This is a genomic window from Janthinobacterium sp. GW821-FHT03A03, from assembly GCF_059421435.1.
The window spans coordinates 102,910-120,595 of the sequence record NZ_JBWKUZ010000011.1 but is presented as its reverse complement, the minus strand read 5'-3'; the positions used below and the strand labels follow the sequence as shown (position 1 = coordinate 120,595).

The 17,686-nt window shown below is 66.5% G+C and carries 14 protein-coding genes; 5 read left to right on the top strand and 9 right to left on the bottom strand.

All coding sequences use genetic code 11. The features are described 5' to 3' along the window. Positions 1-9 precede the first annotated feature (9 nt). The 7 genes from AC07VI_RS19560 to AC07VI_RS19530 form a co-directional block, all read right to left on the bottom strand. On the bottom strand, positions 10-267 hold the full coding sequence (locus AC07VI_RS19560; protein ID WP_492994681.1) for a hypothetical protein: 258 nt from the start codon (positions 265-267) through the stop codon (positions 10-12). Further along, positions 264-1,106: an MbnB/TglH/ChrH family RiPP precursor modification enzyme gene (locus tag AC07VI_RS19555; protein WP_157792271.1), complete on the bottom strand. Its 843-nt coding sequence runs from the start codon at positions 1,104-1,106 to the stop codon at positions 264-266. The genes AC07VI_RS19560 and AC07VI_RS19555 overlap by 4 nt, the downstream gene beginning before the upstream one ends. 1 nt (position 1,107) lies before the next feature. After that, positions 1,108-2,031, bottom strand: coding sequence for a TIGR04222 domain-containing membrane protein (locus AC07VI_RS19550; RefSeq protein WP_086147845.1), 924 nt, complete (start codon positions 2,029-2,031; stop codon positions 1,108-1,110). Then, on the bottom strand, positions 2,028-2,756 hold the full coding sequence (locus tag AC07VI_RS19545; RefSeq protein WP_139842615.1) for a nucleotidyltransferase domain-containing protein: 729 nt from the start codon (positions 2,754-2,756) through the stop codon (positions 2,028-2,030). Before AC07VI_RS19545 ends, AC07VI_RS19550 begins: the two co-directional genes overlap by 4 nt. Before the next feature lie 121 nt (positions 2,757-2,877). Beyond that, positions 2,878-3,720: a phosphoserine phosphatase SerB gene (serB, locus tag AC07VI_RS19540; RefSeq protein ID WP_492996346.1), complete on the bottom strand. Its 843-nt coding sequence runs from the start codon at positions 3,718-3,720 to the stop codon at positions 2,878-2,880. Positions 3,721-3,775: 55 nt separating this feature from the next. After that, positions 3,776-7,219 carry a transcription-repair coupling factor gene (gene mfd, locus AC07VI_RS19535; RefSeq protein ID WP_086147847.1) on the bottom strand — a complete coding sequence of 1,148 codons (3,444 nt, stop codon included), beginning with the start codon at positions 7,217-7,219 and terminating at the stop codon, positions 3,776-3,778. Between the two features lie 87 nt (positions 7,220-7,306). After that, entirely contained in the window at positions 7,307-8,251 is a 945-nt protein-coding gene (locus AC07VI_RS19530) for a 5'-nucleotidase (protein ID WP_492994678.1), read from the bottom strand. Positions 8,252-8,591: 340 nt separating this feature from the next. On the opposite strand from AC07VI_RS19530, the gene AC07VI_RS19525 reads away from it, so the two are divergent. From AC07VI_RS19525 to AC07VI_RS19510, 4 genes are all read left to right on the top strand, one after another. Then, positions 8,592-10,355 carry a methyl-accepting chemotaxis protein gene (locus AC07VI_RS19525; protein WP_492994677.1) on the top strand — a complete coding sequence of 588 codons (1,764 nt, stop codon included), beginning with the start codon at positions 8,592-8,594 and terminating at the stop codon, positions 10,353-10,355. A gap of 344 nt (positions 10,356-10,699) precedes the next feature. After that, positions 10,700-10,921: a hypothetical protein gene (locus AC07VI_RS19520; RefSeq protein WP_099420110.1), complete on the top strand. Its 222-nt coding sequence runs from the start codon at positions 10,700-10,702 to the stop codon at positions 10,919-10,921. Then, complete coding sequence (locus AC07VI_RS19515) at positions 10,921-11,967, top strand: putative bifunctional diguanylate cyclase/phosphodiesterase (protein WP_099375648.1); 1,047 nt, start codon at positions 10,921-10,923, stop codon at positions 11,965-11,967. The genes AC07VI_RS19520 and AC07VI_RS19515 overlap by 1 nt, the downstream gene beginning before the upstream one ends. 51 nt (positions 11,968-12,018) lie before the next feature. After that, positions 12,019-14,784 (top strand): ATP-binding protein, encoded by a 2,766-nt coding sequence (locus AC07VI_RS19510; RefSeq protein ID WP_492994674.1) that lies wholly within the window; start codon positions 12,019-12,021, stop codon positions 14,782-14,784. Between the two features lie 3 nt (positions 14,785-14,787). Here AC07VI_RS19510 and AC07VI_RS19505 read toward each other — a convergent pair whose 3' ends face one another. Beyond that, entirely contained in the window at positions 14,788-15,708 is a 921-nt protein-coding gene (locus tag AC07VI_RS19505) for a lipase secretion chaperone (protein ID WP_492994672.1), read from the bottom strand. A 10-nt stretch (positions 15,709-15,718) separates the two neighbouring features. Beyond that, the gene (locus tag AC07VI_RS19500) at positions 15,719-16,633 is read right to left on the bottom strand and encodes a lipase family alpha/beta hydrolase (protein WP_492994670.1); all 915 of its coding nucleotides are present in this window, start codon (positions 16,631-16,633) and stop codon (positions 15,719-15,721) included. Positions 16,634-16,996: 363 nt separating this feature from the next. Between AC07VI_RS19500 and AC07VI_RS19495 the strand changes: the two genes are divergently transcribed. Continuing rightward, entirely contained in the window at positions 16,997-17,653 is a 657-nt protein-coding gene (locus tag AC07VI_RS19495; protein ID WP_226935932.1) for a TetR/AcrR family transcriptional regulator, read from the top strand. The last annotated feature ends 33 nt before the right edge of the window (positions 17,654-17,686 follow it).

Genomic DNA, 17,686 nt, shown 5'->3' with positions numbered 1-17,686 from the left:
CGCGGGCGCTCAGCGCCGCACTCGCAGCAGGCGGCGCCACCAGCGTTGCGCCGGCTTTTCCAGCGTGCCGCGCGCGGCGCGCTTGGCGCCGTAGCTGGCCGCCGCCAGCCGCAGGCCGACGCGGTCCATCGCGGCCAGCGCGTCCGCTTCCTGCGGCGACAAGCCATGCAGCAGCGCTTGCGCACGGGGTTCGAGCAGGAAGGCGTCACGCACGGCGTCGTCCGTGTACAGCCTGGCCAGATAGGTTTCCAGGGCGGGAGAACTCATGCGCTGCGCCCCGCGCGCAAGGCCGCGCGCGCCAGTTCCAGCTGGTCCAGCACATGCTCGAATGACGGGTAATTGCCGTCGCGTTCGACGATCACCGTCAACGGTTGCGGCGCGTGGCGCGCCAGCACGGTCAACAGCTCGAAGACGGCGGGCGGCACATCGTGCAGATGGTCGTCCAGCAGCCGCTGGCCGCCGCCCGGCGCATCGATCCAGTGCCCGCCGCTCAGGTGCACGGCGCCGACCCTGGCCAGGGGCAGGCGCAGCAGCATCTGCTCCGGCTCTTCGCCAAAATTGACGGCGTTCGCATACAGATTATGCAGGTCCAGCAGCAGCGGCACTTGCGCGCCGTCAAGGATGCGCGCCAGCCACTGCGCTTCGTCCAGCGTGCTGGCGGGCGGCTGGACCAGGGTGGCGATGTTTTCCATCAGCGGCGCGCTGCCGACGATGCGCGTGGCCAGCGCGATATTGGCGATGGCGCCGGCCGCGCTGTGCGGCGTGCGCGGCGGCGCGGCCAGGTGGCCGATCTCGACGCCGCCGGCGCGCACGAAGCTCAGGTGCTCGGACCACGACTCTGCCTGCACCATCTTCATCAGGCGCGCCATCGCGTGCAGCCGGCGCGGCTCGGCGGGTATCGTCGAGGCCAGCCCCATGCCGACGCCGTGCAGGCTGAGCGGCACCTGGCGCGCCAGGCTGCCCAGGGCGGCGATGCCGGCGCGCGAGGCGCGGTAATAATCGTCGGCGATCACTTCCAGCACGTCGATCCGCGCCAGGTTGGACAAAATACCGGCAGCCAGTTCGCCGCGCCAGCCCAGGCCGACGCGGTCGCGCGCTGCCCTCAACTCAACTGCCACAGCCGCCGCCACCGCCGCAACCGCCGCAGCCGCTGCCGCCGCCATCGCCGCCGCCATCGCCCGATGAGGAGCCGCCCGAGTCGCCCGAGCCGCCGGACGAGGAGTCGCCGCCGGTGCCTTGCCGCGGTACCGGATACAGCCCGGCGACGTAGGCATACACGGACGGGGGCAGGGCGCCGATGCCGAAGATGGCGGCCAGCAGCGCCATGTCGGCGCTGTTGCTGCCCGCCTGCAGGCGCGACGCGCGCATGTTCAGGCGGCCAAACAGCATGCGCAAGTCGCTCAGCAGCCGCTGCGCGCTCCAGCTGGTCGCCTGGGTGCGCAAGCCGCGCAGCATCAGCAGGAATATCGCCAGCAGCAGCGCCAGGAACAGCAGCTTGTAGTGCTGGCGGCCGATGGCGATGACGGCCTTGGTGACGGCCACCGTCAGCAGCAGCCAGTGCGCGGGCCGGGTGAGGCGTTCGCGCCGGCGCAGCAGCGGCGGGCCGACCAGCAATTCCTGCTGCGTCAGGGTCTCCTGGTAGGCGCGGCACGCGGGCAGCGTCCCGGCCTGCACGGCCAGTTCCCGGCTGTGGCCCTGGCGGCCCAGGTACAGCCGCAGCACGTCGCGTTCGATGTCGTGGCTGGCGAAGCGCAGGCTGTCGGCGCTGGCCGTTTCCAGCAGCGGGCCGTCGGCGCGCAGCAAGCCCCGGTCGACCAGCACGATGGCGGCGATTTTCACGGCTTCGAGGGCGCCGCCGCGCAGGAAGGCGATGCGGTAGGGATCGTCGGCCAGCGCCAGCCGGGCATGCGGATTGCGCAATTCGATGCGGATCAGCAGTTCGCGCACGCCGTAGTACACGAGCAGGCCGAAGATCAGGTAGGCCAGCAGGAACCAGGGCCCGCTCCAGTCGAACGGATTGACGCCGCTCACCGCATGGTCTCCGCGTGTTCGCGCAGGTGTTCGGTAATCGTCATCAGGCCCGTGAAGGCGGGCAGCGCCTGCCCCGGCGCCAGGCGCGCCGTTTCGCGCGCCGTCGACATCGCTTGCAGGGCTGCGTGCAGCGATGGTTCGCCCAGCTGGTCGACAAACGCTTCGAGCGCCTGCTTGCCGGACAGCGCGGGCTTGCCCTCCAGCTGCGCCAGCGAGGCGGCGGCCGAGCGCAAGGGGCCGGCCGCGTCGGCGATGGCGCCGGCCAGCTGTTCTTCGTTCACGCTCAGGAGCAGATAGCGTTCGCGCATGCGCAGTTGCTGGTTCAGCAGCACTTGCCGCAGCCGGCGCAGCACGGCGTCGCGGCTGGTGTGCAGGCTGGCGAAAGGATTATTGCCCAGCAAGACCCGGTGGCGCGCGATGATGTCGGCAAATTTGACGGCGAAGGCGTCGGCGGCATCGGCCAGTTCGTTTTCTTGCAAGAACATCACCTGCAAATCGATGGCGGCGTGTGCCAGGCGCAAGGGGCTGCGCAGCGCGTCGGCCGCCTGCGGCGTAAAGCGCTTGAGCAGCAACAGCAGGTTGACGTCGGACGTGGCGCGCAGCTGGCCATCGGCGGCCGAGCCAAACAGCACGGCGGCGGCCAGGTTGGCGCCAAAAGCGTTTTGCGCAGCGGCGACGAACACATCCAGGTGGCGTTGTATTTCTTCTGGCAGCGGTGGCGGCATGCGGTGTTCTTTCACGGAGGGCTGGCGCGATGCGCATAAGTTTGCAATATAGCAAACTTATGCCATCGTGCGCGCACCGTCCGTTCCCGCGCCAGAGAGCGCCGGCCCAGGCCAGCCCGGTTTAGCTCAATACGTTGAGCAAGCCGTCAAGGCCCACAAAGTTCAGCGCCACGTCCGCCTGCGAGCGCACCACGGGCTTGGCGCGGAAGGCCACGGACAGGCCGGCGATGCCCATCATTTTCAAATCGTTGGCGCCGTCGCCCATGACGATGGCTTGCGATGGCGCAATACCCATCTCGGCGCATACGCGCTCCACGGTGCGCTGCTTTTCCTCGGCGTCGACGATGCCGCCCAACACCTTGCCCGTCAGCTTGCCGTCGACGATTTCCAGTTCGTTCGCATGCGTGTAATCGAGGCCCAGGCGCTCCTTCAGGCGCTGCGTGAAGAAAGTAAAGCCGCCCGACACCAGCAGCGTCTTCAGGCCTGCCTTTTGCACGGCCGCCAGCATGGTTTCGGCGCCCGGCGACAGCTGCAGGCGTTCATCGTAGACGCGCTGCAGGGCCGACGCGTCCAGGCCTTCGAGCAGGGCCACGCGCTGCTTCAAACTGGCGGCGAAATCGAGTTCGCCCCGCATGGCCGCTTCCGTGATGGCCGCCACCTGCGGTTTGAGGCCCTGCATGTCGGCGATTTCATCGATGCACTCGATGGTGATCAGGGTCGAATCCATGTCCATCGCCACCAGCTTGAATTCACTCAGTTCGCGCTGGCCCATCATGTAGGTGGCGTCCAGCTGCGCCGCCTGCGCCGCCACTTCGATGGTGGGGCGCAGCGCGGGCGAATAGGCGATCTGCTCGCAGCGCACGGCGTTCGGCCCCAGGCGCGTGACGGAGGTCGGCGCGGCCAGGGCCGCGATGCGCTCGAGGCGGGCGCTGTCGCCGCCCAGGCCCTGCAGGATCAGGTTCATGGTGATGGAAGTCGTGTTGGTCATGGGTCAGGCCTGCATAAATGATATGAATGGTCTACACCGTCAATTGCTTGATGGTGGTCTTGATCTGCGTCACGCGCGCGGCCAGGTCCGGCATGGCGGCCGTGATTTTCAGCTTGTCCTGGCCATGCAGCTTGATGTGGCGGTTTTTCTGGATCAGGCCGATGATGCGCATCGGATCGATGGGCGGCTTGGCCATGAATTGCAGGGTGGCCGCCTCGCCATGCACGTCGATCTTGACGATGCCCACGGTTTTCGCCGCGATGCGCAATCGGTGCGTCTCGACCAGCGCCTTGACGGCGTCGGGCAGCTTGCCGAAGCGGTCGATCAGCTCTTCCTGGATATCGTCGATCTTCTCTTGCGTGGCGCAGTTGGCCAGGCGCTTGTAGATCGACAGGCGCTCGTGCACGTCGCCGCAGAAGTCGGCCGGCAGCAGGGCCGGCACGTGCAGGTTGATCTCGGTGGTCGACGCCAGCGGCGCGGCCAGGTCCGGCTCCTTGCCGGCCTTCAGCGAGCGCACGGCTTCGTTGAGCATGTCCGAATACAGCTGGAAGCCGATTTCCGTCATCTCGCCCGACTGGCTCTCGCCCAGCACCTCGCCGGCGCCGCGGATTTCCAGGTCGTGCATGGCCAGGTAAAAGCCGCTGCCCAGTTCTTCCATCTGCTGGATGGCGTCCAGGCGGCGCTGCGCCAGCTTCGACAGGCCCTGCACGTCGTGCACCAGCAGGTAGGCGTAGGCCTGGTGATGCGAGCGGCCCACGCGGCCGCGCAGCTGGTGCAGCTGCGCCAGGCCGAACTTGTCGGCGCGGTGCATGATGATGGTGTTCGCCGTCGGCACGTCGATGCCCGTCTCGATGATCGTCGTGCACAGCAAAATATTGAAGCGCTGGGCGACGAAGTCGCGCATGACCTTTTCCAGGTCGCGCTCGTGCATCTGGCCGTGCGCCACGGCGATGCGCGCCTCGGGCAGCAGTTCGGTCAGCATGGCCAGGCGGTTCTGGATGGTTTCCACCTCGTTGTGCAGGAAGTAGATCTGGCCACCGCGCTTGAGTTCGCGCAAACACGCTTCGCGGATGATGGCTTCGCCCTCGCTGCGGACAAACGTCTTGATGGCCAGGCGCTTTTGTGGCGCCGTGGCGATGATGGAAAAGTCGCGCAAGCCTTCCAGCGCCATGCCCAGGGTGCGCGGGATCGGCGTGGCCGTCAGGGTCAGCACGTCCACTTCCGCGCGCAAGGCCTTCAAGGCTTCCTTCTGGCGCACGCCGAACCTGTGTTCTTCGTCAATGATGACCAGGCCCAGACGGGTAAACTTCACATCATCGGACAGCAGCTTGTGCGTGCCGATGACGATGTCGATGGTGCCGTCGGCCATGCCCTTGAACGCCTGCGTGATCTCCTTGCCGCTGCGAAAGCGCGACAATTCCGCGATGCGCACGGGCCAGTCGGCGAAGCGGTCGGCGAAGGTTTGCGCGTGCTGCTCGGCCAGCAGGGTGGTGGGCGCCAGTATCGCCACCTGTTTGCCGCCCATGACGGCGATGAAGGCGGCGCGCAAGGCTACTTCCGTCTTGCCGAAGCCGACGTCGCCGCATACGAGGCGGTCCATCGGTTTGCCGGAGGTCATGTCCTTGATGACGTTGCGGATGGCTTCGGCCTGGTCCGGCGTTTCGTCGAAGCCGAAGCTGTCGGCGAAGCGCTGGTAGTCGTGCGACGAGAATTCGAACGAGTGGCCCTGGCGCAGCGCGCGGCGCGCATACAGGTTGAGCAGCTCGGCGGCCGTGTCGCGCACCTGTTCGGCCGCGCGTTTCTTGGCTTTTTCCCACTGGCCCGAGCCGAGCGAGTGCAGCGGCGCGTCTTCCGGCGAGGCGCCCGAATAGCGGGAAATGACGTGCAGCTGCGACACGGGCACGTACAGCTTGGTGTCCTTGGCGTATTCGAGGTGCAAAAATTCCGTCTCGCCTTCGCCCAGGTCCATGCTGGTCAGGCCCATGTAGCGCCCGATGCCGTGGTTGATGTGCACGACGGGGTCGCCGATCTTGAGTTCCGACAGGTCGCGCACCATCGACTCGACCTGCGTCACGCCTTCCTGTTTCTTGCTGCCGACGCGGCGGCCGGAACCGGCATACAGCTCCGTCTCCGTGATGAAGGCCAGATTGCCGTCCGGCGTGAACAGTTCAAAGCCGGCATGCAGCGGCGCCACGCCCAGCATCAGCTTGGCGCTTGATTGCAAAAAGCCGTCGCTGCCTTCCACGGGCGCCAGGTGCAGATCGTATTCGCTGAAGTACTGCTGCAGGGTTTCGCGGCGGCCGTTCGATTCGGCGCAGATCATCACGCGGCGGCCCGCTTGCAGCAGGTAGCTGCGCAGGTTGGCCAGCGGGTCGTCGGCGCGGCGGTTGACGGCGATGTTGGGAATCGGCGCCGACAGTTCGGACGCCAGCGCGTCGTTCGATTTCGTGATGGCCAGGCGCGGGTACGGCTTGGCCAGGCCGAAGAACTGCTCGTCGGACAGGAACAGCGCTTCGGGCGGCAAAATCGGCCGCTCGCGGTCGGCTTTTAAAAAGCGGTAGCGCGACTGCGTATCGGTCCAGAAGCGCCCGATGGCGGCGTCGATCTCGCCCACCAGGGCCAGCGAGGCGTCCGGCGGCAGGTAGTCGAACAGGGTGGCCGTCTGCTCGAAGAACAGCGGTAAATAATATTCGATGCCGGCCGAGGCGATGCCGCTGCTGATGTCCTTGTAGACGACCGAGCGCGACGGGTCGCCCTCGAACTGTTCGCGCCAGCGGTTGCGGAAGGTGGTGCGGGCCGCCTCGTCCATGGGAAATTCGCGGCCCGGCAGCAGCCGCACTTCGTGCACGGGATACAGCGAGCGCTGGGTGTCGGCGTCAAACGTGCGGATGGTTTCGATGGTGTCGCCGAACAGGTCGAGCCGGTAGGGCAGGGCGGACCCCATGGGGAACAGGTCGAGCAGGCCGCCGCGCACCGAGTATTCGCCCGGCGACATCACTTGCGACACGTGGCTGTAGCCGGCCAGTGTCAGCTGCGACTTCAGGCGCGCCTCGTCCAGCGTTTCGCCCTTCTTGAAGAAGAAGGTGTAGGCGGCCAAAAAGGACGGCGGCGCCAGGCGCACCAGCGCCGTGGTGGCCGGCACGATCAGCACGTCGCACTGGCGCGTCTGGATTTCGTGCAGGGTGGCCAGGCGTTCGGAGACCAGGTCCTGGTGCGGCGAAAAGGCGTCATAGGGCAGGGTTTCCCAGTCCGGCAGCAGATGGCAGCGCAGCTGCGTGCCGCCAAACCACGGAATTTCATCGAGCAGGCGCTGGCCGTCGCTGGCCTGCGCCACCACCACGGCCAGCATCTGGCCACGCGCTTTCAGTGCCAGCGCGGCCAGCGCCAGGGCATGGGCGTCGGATGAACCATACAGGGCGGGCAGCGCATAGCGGTTGCCGGGCTTGGGGAGGGCTTTTGTTAAGTCTAAGGACATGCAGGCGATGACACTAGTGGCAGAGGCAGTTGAGTGGAACAGCTGTGGTGCGCGCCGCGCCGCCAGTGACGGCGCTGACAGGCGAGATTATAGACCATCGCCCGCGCGCCTATTCGCAATGCCGAACGGGACATGCACCATCGGTATCGTGCCGCCCGCCGATTTGAGGTGGCTCAACTGGTCGTCGAAGAAGATATGCGGCTTGAACACGGCCAGCACGCGCGACTTGTCCATGCCGCCGAGGAAAAACGTCTCGTCGGCCGCCACGCCCCAGCTTTTCAGGGTCGTCACGACCCGTTCGTGCGAGGGCGCGTTGCGCGCCGTGATGATGGCGATGCGCAGGATCTTCTTGTAGCCGGGGTCGCGCCGCTGCGCCTTCTCTTCCAGGCGCTGCATGGCGGCCAGCTTCTGGAACAGGCCGGCCAGCGGACCGGGGCGGTGCGGCGTGCCCACGTTCAGCGTTTCATGGGCGTGGAATTCATCGACGTCATTGTTGCGCTTGAACACGGTTTCCGCCTCGTCGTCGGCGATCACGCCGTCGAAGTCGAAGGCCACGCGCAGCTCCTCGTCGCTTTCGTCGTCCTCCGTGCGCGACGGCAGCACCAGCCCGGCCGGATAGTCGCAGGCCAGGGCGCTGCGCACGTCGTCCTCATTCGCGCTGAGGAACAGCGAGGCGTTGAAGGCGGGCAGGTAGGGGTAGGGCGGCTTGCCCGTCATGAAGGCGGCGCGCGAGATATCGAGGCCGTAATGGGCGATCGAGTGCATGACGCGCAAGCCCGTTTCCGGTGAATTGCGCGAAAACAGCACCACTTCCACGGGCGACTGGCGCGGATAGTGCTTGTTGATGGCCAGGAAGCGGCGGATGAAGGGGAAGGCCACGCCGCGCGGCAGTACCGTGTCGATGTGCGTTTCCTGGTACTTGCGGTATTCCTCGGGGCCGCTGTCGAGGTAGACCTGGTGCGATTCGGACAGGTCGAACAGCGCGCTGGACGCGACGCCGATCACCAGTTTGTGTTCGATAGGATAAGCCATGGTCTGCCTGTTGTTTGCCTGCTGCTCATCTTATACGACTATCAACTGCGTAGCCAATAGGGGCGCGCGGCGATTTTTTCCTGTTAAAGCATGACATTGCGGCAATCTGGGATGCTTCTGTACAAGGCGCGCCACAGTAAAGAAAGAAATCTTGTCTTGTATCAAGTATGTAGCAGCCAGCGCGCGTATTTTCCACTATGCTTCCAGTTATGAATTCTCGCCAATTGTAACGAAGCGTACGCCCCAACCCCGCCACCTTTATACAAGTGTCAGCCGTTCTACCCGAACATGCCAGCCTCAACCTTGCCAGCAGCCGTTTTGACTAATAAAGGATACCGCGATGTTTAAGAATTTACTGATCAAGTGGAAGTTGGCGACCCTCGTCGCCGTGATGATGGCGGCCCTGCTCGTGGTTGGCGTCTGCGGCTACACGGGCATCGCCACCGTGGGCAACGCCGTCAATGAAATCGGCGTGGTGCGCCTGCCGTCGATCCAGGGCCTGATGATGATGAACGAGGGTCAGACGGCCGTCGCTGCCGCCACCCTGACGGCCGCCATCTATGAAAACAATTACCAGTCGCAAGACAAGTTCGCGGAAGCGCTGCAGCTGCGCACCAAGGCCTGGAGCAATATCGAGGCGGGCCGCAAGCTGTACGAACCGCTGCCGCAAACGCCCGAGGAAGCCGTGCTGTGGAAGCGTTTCCTGGAGGAATGGGCCGCCTGGAAGGGCGAGGACGACAAGGTGCGCGCCATCCTGCGCCAGCTGGCCGATAACCGCGACGAGCAACGGCAGAAAGAGCTGTTCGTGGCCTTCTACAAGACCTACCTGGATTCGCGCGGCCTGTTCGGCAAGGCCGAGGCCTCGCTCAATGAAATCATCAAGCTCAATAACGGCGTGGCCGACGCCAGCGTCAAGGAAGGCAGCGCGGCCGTGATCCGTTCGGAAAGCCTGATGCTGATCCTCGGGCTGCTGGCTTCGGCGCTGGGCATCGGCTGCGCCGCCTACATCACGCGGGCCATCACGCAGCCGATCAATTCGGCCGTGAAAGTGGCGCAGACGGTGGCGTCGGGCGACCTGACGAGCCATATCGAGGTGCACACGACGGAAGAAACGGGCCAGCTGCTGCAGGCGCTGAAAGACATGAACGCCAGCCTGGTGAATATCGTCAGCCAGGTGCGCAGCGGCACGGAGACGATCGCCACGGCGTCGTCGGAAATTGCCAGCGGCAACCTGGACCTGTCCTCGCGCACGGAAGAACAGGCCAGTTCGCTGGAAGAGACGGCGTCGTCGATGGAGGAACTGACCTCCACCGTGCGGCAGAACGCCGATAACGCCCAGCAGGCCAACCAGCTGGCGCGCAGCGCCTCGGGCGTGGCCGTCAAGGGCGGCGAGGTGGTGGGCAAGGTGGTCGACACCATGGACGCCATCAACGATTCCTCGCGCAAGATCGTCGACATCATCTCCGTCATCGACGGCATCGCCTTCCAGACGAACATTTTGGCCCTGAATGCAGCCGTGGAAGCGGCGCGGGCGGGCGAACAGGGGCGCGGCTTTGCCGTCGTGGCCTCCGAAGTGCGTAATCTGGCCCAACGATCCGCTGGCGCGGCGAAAGAAATCAAGACGCTGATCGGCGACTCGGTGGAAGCGGTGGACGCGGGCAGCAAGCTGGTGGCCGAGGCGGGCAGCACGATGGCGGAAATCGTCACCAGCGTGCAGCGCGTGACGGACATCATGGCGGAAATCAGCCTGGCCACGCAGGAGCAGAGCTCGGGCATCGACCAGATCAACCAGGCCATCGGCCAGATGGACCAGGTGACGCAGCAAAATGCGGCCCTGGTGGAAGAGGCGGCGGCGGCCGCTGAATCGCTGCAGGAGCAATCGGGCCAGCTGGCCGGCGTGGTCAGCGTCTTCAAGCTCGATGGCGCGCAGGCGCCTGCCGCGCGCGCAAACGCGAATGCCAAGCCGGCCGCGCCGCGCGCCGTGCTGGCCGGCGCGGCGCCGAAGCGTCCGGCATCGCGCCGCCCCGCTGGCCGCCCGGCCCTGCACGCCGTGCCGTCCCAGCGCCAGAGCGCGCCGCGCGACGACGAGTGGGAAGTGTTCTGACGGCTTGACGGCGTCAGCGCACGCTTTCGGACGGCCGCCATGCGCGGCCGTTTTTGCATGTGCGCGCAGGCTCGCACTGCGGCTCATCCTTATTAAAAAAACAGCGTTATATAAATAGCTGTTTTGCCATCTAAGCAAATCTTTTCAAAACTTAACGCGACATTGCTTGTGAGATAACTCACACTGCCTGCCGTACCACCCTTGTTCCCGCCTCGGCCACATCCCGGCTGACCCTTCCGCCTGCTGCGTCCGGCCATTCGTGGCAGGCGGCAGCCATTGCCGTCAGCCTTGCATGCGAGAGCGGCGCGATGGCCGATGCACCACATTGAAGGATGCGAATACAGATGGCAAATATGAAAATCGGCACGCGCCTGCGCTGCTCCTTGTTGACCTTGCTGCTGCTGGCGACCGCCGCACTGGGCATGCGCGACGTGATCGATGATAAACATCCGAAAATCGAGGCGGCGAACCTGCTGCAGGTGGTCAGCGTATTTCGCCTGCGCCAGGGGCCGGCTGACGCCGTGCCGCGCCGGAGCGCGCCGGCCGTGCCGCGCCAGCTGGCCTAGTGGCGCGCCTGGCAAGGTTCTGGCGCGGCCCGCGCGCGCGCGCGCTGCTGTGCGCCGCGCTGGCCGCCTGCTTGCTGCTGGGCATCTGGCTGGACGGCGCGCAGCCGCGCCATGTGGCGCCGGTGGCACTGGCGGCGCTGGCGCTGGGCTGCGCCGTGCCGTGGCGGGCGCAGGATGGGCGCAGCGGCCAACCCCCGGCATCGGCGCGCAGCCGGCAATTGCGGGCGCGCCTGGACGGCGCCATCGCCGACGGCGAATTCCGCTTTCACTACCAGGGCAAGTTCGACACGGCGCAGCTGCGCCTGGTCGGCCTGGAAGCGCTGCTGCGCTGGGAGCATCCGCGCCACGGCCTGGTCTACCCGAACGAATTCATCGGCCTGGCCGAGCAGACTGACGCCATCGTCGCGCTGGGCAACTGGGGCATCGATGCGGCTTGCCGCCAGCTGGCGCAGTGGCGCGCGGCGGGCCTGCCTTTGGTGCCAGTCGCGGTGAATATCTCGGCGCGCCAGCTGTGCCAGCCGCACTTGCCGGACTTCGTCTTTGGCTGCCTGCAGCGCCACGCCATCGCGCCCGGCCTGCTGGAGCTGGAGGTGACGGAAAGCTGCTGCATTGACGACATGGCGCAGGCGACGCAGGGCTTGCGCCGGCTGCGTGCGCTGGGCCTGGCCATTTCGCTCGATGACTATGGCACCGGCCATTCGGGACTCAGCCATGTCAGGATGCTGCCGATTCACACCATCAAGATCGACCGCTGCTTCATCCGCGACCTGGGCAGCGCAGGCAGCGCAGATAGTGACACCGTGATCGTCGCCTCGACCATTGCGCTGGCGCGCGGCCTGGGCTTGCAGGTGTTGGCCGAAGGCGTGGAAAACGCCCGGCAGCTGGCGCGGCTGCGGCGGCTGGGCTGCCCGCAGGTTCAAGGCTATTTCCTGCACCGCCCGGCATCCGCGGCCGAGGTGGCCGCATTGCTGGCCGCTGGCGTGCCGGCCGGCCATGTAACAGCGCCGAAACATGGGGCCATGGGGCCTGGCGTGGATGCTCAGTAGAATATGGCCACTGCAAGCCGCATGCTTTAACACTTTCTTCCCCACGCAAGAATGATAAACAGTCCCGTCCCGGCCTATGTCTTCGGCCCGTTTCGCCTTTTGCCGCTTGAACGCGTGCTGTTCGAGGGCGATCGCGCGCTGCGCCTGGGCAGCCGGGCCATGGACTTGCTGCTGGCCCTGCTGGAACGCGCCGGCGACATCGTCGACAAGCATGAACTGGTGAGCATAGTCTGGCCCAATGCCGTGGTCGACGACGCGACCTTGCGCGTGCACCTGGCGGCGTTGCGCAAGGCGCTGGGCGATGGCCGCGATGGCCAGCGCTACATCACCACCATTCCCGGGCGCGGCTACGGCTTCCTGGCGCCGCTGGCGAACACGGGCCGGCCGGCGCCCGGTGCGGCGGGTGCCGAGCCGCGGCATAACCTGCCCGTCGTGCTGACGCGCATGCTGGGCCGCGCCGAGGTGCTGCAAACGATGGCCAACCAGCTGCTGCAATTGCGCCTGCTGTGCATTGCCGGCCCGGGTGGCATCGGCAAGACCACCCTGGCCGTCGTCCTGGCCACGCGCGTGCTGCGCCGCTATGCCGATGGCGCGTGCTTCGTCGACCTGTCGCCGCTGGAAGAAGGCCGCCTGGTGCCGCTGGCGCTGGCCACGGCGCTGGGGGTGGCGGTGCCGGCCGGCGACGCCATGCCGGTCTTGCTGGCCTACCTGCGCCCGCGCCACATGCTGATCGTGCTCGATAACTGCGAGCACGTGATCGGCGCGGCCGCCACGCTGGCCGACGCCTTGCTCAAGGGCGCGCCGCTGCTGCACCTGCTGGCCACCAGCCGCGAGCCGCTGCGCATCACCAGCGAGCAGCTGCAGCGCCTGCCCGCGCTGGAATTGCCGCCGGCCGATGCCGTGCCCGACGCGGCGGCGGCCCGCCATTTCGCCGCGGTGCAGCTGTTCTGCGAACGCTGCGCGGCTGTCGACGATGCTTTCGTGCTGGCCGACGCCGATGTGCCCGTGGTGGTGGACATCTGCCGGCGCCTTGACGGCATCCCGCTGGCGCTGGAGCTGGCGGCCGGGCGCATCGGCCATTTCGGCTTGCACGAATTGCGCCGCCAGCTCGACGACCGTTTTCGCCTGCTCACGCGCGGCGCGCGCAACATGCCCTTGCGCCACCAGACCCTGCGCGCCACCCTGGACTGGAGCTATGGCTTGCTCGACGCGCAAGAGCGCCAGGTGCTGCAGGCGCTGAGCGTGTTCAAGAGCCGCTTCCGCCTGGGGTCGGCCAGCGCCGTGGCGGGCTGCGATGTGTTCGACACGCTGGCCGACCTGGCGGCCAAGTCCCTCGTCAGCATCGAATTTTGCTGCCAGCACGTGTATTACCGGCTGCTCGACACCACGCGCGCCTATGCCGCGGCGCAGCTGGCGGCGGGCGGGAATGCCGGCGCCGTGCTGCTGCGCCATGCGCGCCACTGCCTGGGCCTGGCCGGATGCATCGCCGCCGACTGGGAGAGCATGCCGCCGGAGCACTGGAGCGCGCGCTACGGCCGCCATGTCGATGACCTGCGCGCCGCCATCGACTGGGCTTTCGGCGAGGAGGGCGACGTGGCGCTGGGCGTGGCCCTGACGCTGGCCGCGCAAACCCTGTTCTATCAGCTGTCGCTGATGGATGAATACCGCGTGCGCGTCGAGCGGGCGCTCGAGCGCATGGCCGCGCATGCACTGGACGACCCCGGCAGCGAGATGCAGCTGCATGCCTCGCTGGCGCACCTGCTGCTGCATACGCAGGGCGTTACCGGCACCATGCTGCGTTCGTTCCAGCGCGGTTATGCGCTGGCCATGCGCACGGACGATGGCCGCCGCCGCTTTGATGCGATTTGCGGCATGTGGGTCTGCAGCCTGAAGCTGGCCGATTTCCAGCGCGCCGACAGTTATGTGGAACAGCTGGCCGCCCTATGCGAAGCGCGCGACGGCCTGGTGCTGGCGCGCATGCGTTCGGCGGGCGAATATTTGCGCGGACGGTACGCGCGGTCGGCGGCGCTGGCGCGCATGGTGCTCGCGCATCCCGACGGCGCCGGACAGCGCGGCTTCAACAATGCCTTGCTGGCTGATCACCAGGTCTGCCTGCGCGGCACGCTGGCGCGCTGCCTGTGGATGCAGGGCTGCCCCGACGACGCCCTGGCGCTGGTGCGCGAGGCGGTGACGGTGGGCTTCGGGCACAATGGCGTCACCCTGTGCGTCGCGCTGGCCATCAATGCCATTCCCGTCGCCCTGTGGTGCGGGCAGCGGGGGCTGGCGCATGCCTGGACCTGCCTGCTCTGCGAGCATGCGGCCCGCTATGGCTTGCTGTACTGGAGCGCCTGGGGCGCCGCCTACCAGCGGCTGCTCGATGCGGGCGATACGGTGACGGAATTTCCCTGGCCTTGCGTGCGCAGCTGGCCGATACAGATCGATTTGATGGCCACCCTGCACGACGCCGCCGCCGATAGCCAGGCGCTGCGGCGCGCGCGCACGGGCATGGCGCCATGGAGCGCGCCGGAAGTACTGCGCCGCGACGCGCACCACCGCTGGCGGGCGCTGGCGCAAGACGATGCGGCCGGCCTGGAAGCGGTGCGCAGGCAGCTGGAAGAAGCGCTGCAGCTGGCCCGGGGCCAGCAGGCGCCGGGCTGGGAGCTGCGCTGCGCCACCAGCCTGGCGGCCGTGATGCAGGCGCAGGGCCTCGCCGCCGCCGCGCATGCCGTGCTGGCCCCGGTCCATGCCGGCTTCCGGCAGGGGCGCGACACCACGGACGTGATGGCGGCGGCAGCTTTGCTGGCGCAGCTGGCTTGAGCGCTATTCGTAGGCACCCAGACGGCGCTGTTCCTCCGGCGTGAAGCTGGCGTCGCGCAGCTGCTGCAGGGCCGCCGCATCCTGTGCGCCGCCGTGCAGGCCGGCCTGCTGCGCCTTTTGCGCCTGATAGGCGATGATGCGCTGCTGCCACTGCGATTCCTCGCGGTCCAGTTCCGCCAGCCGCGCCGCCGCTGCCGGCGTGAAGGTGCCGGCGCGCAGGCGGTAGACTTCATTTTCGCCGCCGCCCTGGGCGCGCAGCGCTTTGACCGATTCATCCAGCCTGGCCACCTGCAGCGGCGCGTCGCGCGCAGCGCGCTGGGCCGGCGGCATTTTCTGATCCAGCGCGGCCAGTTTTGCCTGGCGCTGCGCCTCGTCGAGCGAGGTGTCGCCGAGGATCGCCATGCGCGCCACGGCGTCGTCGTCATAGGCGTCGCTGGCGCCGAACAGGCCCGCGCTTTCCTCGGGCGTAAAATAATTGCCGCGCAGCGCGCGCATCGCTTGCAGACGCGCGCTGGCGGCCAGGGCCGCATCGGGCTGGGGGGGCAAGGCCTGCTCGGCGCCAGCCAGCGCCTGCCGGTAGGCCAGGTACGCGCCCAGCAGGCGCTTCGCTTCGCGGGCAGGGACGGGCGCCAGGCGCCGGTCCAGTTCCGCCTCGATCTGGCTGCGGACGGCGGCCAGCGGCTTTTCGCCGAGGCCCGCCAGGTAGTAGTCGAACAGGTGGCCCAGTTCCGCGTCGACCACCAGCTTGTCGCCGGGGGCCACCGTCACGTTGCCGTCGGGCCGCGTGCCTTGCATCGAGCGCACGAACGCGAACAGGTCCGGCTCCGCCTTTTCCGGCGGCGGGGCGGGCGGTTCTCCCGGCCGCAGCGCCAGATACAGTGCCAGGGCCGCCAGGCCGCCGCCGATGATCCATTTCGCGTGCATGCGCCGCTCCTTACAGTCCCAGGCCTTGCAGGCGGTTGGCCTGCTGGCGGAAGACGGTGACGGGGTTCGTTTCGAACAGGTTGACGATGCCGACGAACTGATTGACTTCATCGAGGTGGTTCATGGCGTAGTCGTCGCGGATCACCTTGCCCAGGTGGCTGGAGCAGCTGCTGACCAGGCCATCGTTCCTGACGCCGCCGAAGGCCAGGCTGATGGCGGCCAGCAGCGGGTCGCCCACGTCGAGCACGTTCGTGTACGGTTGCGCGCCGCTCCACGAAAAATAGTACACGCCTTGCACCTGGTAGGCGCCTTCGCCGCAAGCGGTGGTGGGGATGCCTTGCGGGTGGCGGCGGTTAAAAGCCAGCGAGCCGGCCGTGGACAGGGATGCGAGCGAGGCGCCCGCATTTTGCGGCAAGCCCTTGTTGCCCGACAAAATGCCGATCAGGGAGGCGAGCGCATTGCCCAGCGCGCCGCTGGTGTTGGGGATGGCGCCGACGAGGATATCGGCGACTGTCGAACCCTTGTTGACGCCGGCCACGCTGGTGACGGAGGCCACCAGGTCGGGCCGCACGGACGCGACATAGCGCGCCGTGGGGCCGCCGTGGCTGTGGCCGATCAAGTTGACTTTGCTTGCTCCCGTGGCGGCGAGGATTTGCCGCACCTGCGACAGCAGCTGCTCGCCGCGCACTTCCGTGCTGTTGGCGGCCGAGACGGTGGTCACATACACCTGCGCGCCGCCGCTGCGCAGGGCGGCGGGGATGCCATAGAAATAGTCGACGGGTCCCAGCTTGTCGAAGCCGAACAGGCCGTGCACGAGCACGATAGGGTATTTGGTTTGCGTGTAGCCGGCGGCGCCGGCGCTGGCGGGCAGGACGGCGAGAGCGAGCAGCAGGGTCGATAGCAGTTGCCAGAAGCGAGTCTTCATTTTGTCTCCGTTATTATTGAATAGTGGAAATGTCGATGCTGTAGCGATTACCGGGTGCCTGCTGCACATTCTATCGATGCATTAAATATAGCGAGCGCTCGGTTTTTGAAATGTAGCATTGCTGCATTTAAATTGCATTCGAATTGCATGATGCAGCGCAATATATAGGGGAATTTGGCGTTGCTTGTGCGCCCGTCGTATAGTTGAAAAGTCAAATAGTTGTTTTCCTGAGCTATAATCGGCCCGCATCACCAGTCCCGCCGTCGTGCAGCGCCGCTTGCTGAACCTGCATTGACATTGCTCATATACCGTTACTTGGGAATGCACTTGTCGACCCATTTTAATTTTGAACAGTTTCAGCAGATGACGCCCTTAAATGGCGAAAACATCTGGGAATATATTCTTGACCGCCACGCGGAGCGCATCGGCGTCAAGCGCCGCAAGCCGGCGCTGGAAAATCTCGAACGCATCTTCGTCGCCACTTTCCGCCTGGCCAATGACGTGGGTTTCCGCGCCATGAGCTTGCGCGACCTGTGCCGCGAAACGGGGTTGTCGATGGGCGGCCTGTATGGCTACATCACCAGCAAGGATCAACTGGCCGAAATGATCGAGGACGTGGTGCGCCACGCCACGCAAGCCTTGCCGCTGCTGTTTGCCGACGTGAAGTCGCCGCTGGACCGTCTGGAAGCGATGATACGCTCGTCGATCTATCTGTCTGAAGTGCTGCAGCCGTGGTTTTATTTTGTCTTCATGGATTCGCGCGTGCTCCAGGTGGAGCAGCGCAGCATGGCGAAAAATTCCGAGCTGTACGTGCAGACCCTGATCGCCGCCACCATCGCCGAAATCGAGCCGAAGCCGCAGGGCGACCCCACCTTGCTGGCTGCCCACTGCCTGGCCCTGTTCCAGGACTGGTACGTGAAACGCTGGAAGTACCGCGCGGCGAAGGTCAACGTCGACGATTTTGCCGACAGCACGGTGCAGACGGTGCGCGGATATTTGAGCATGCTCAAGGCGCCGTAAAAACGCCGCCGTAAAAAAAGCCAGGATCGCTCC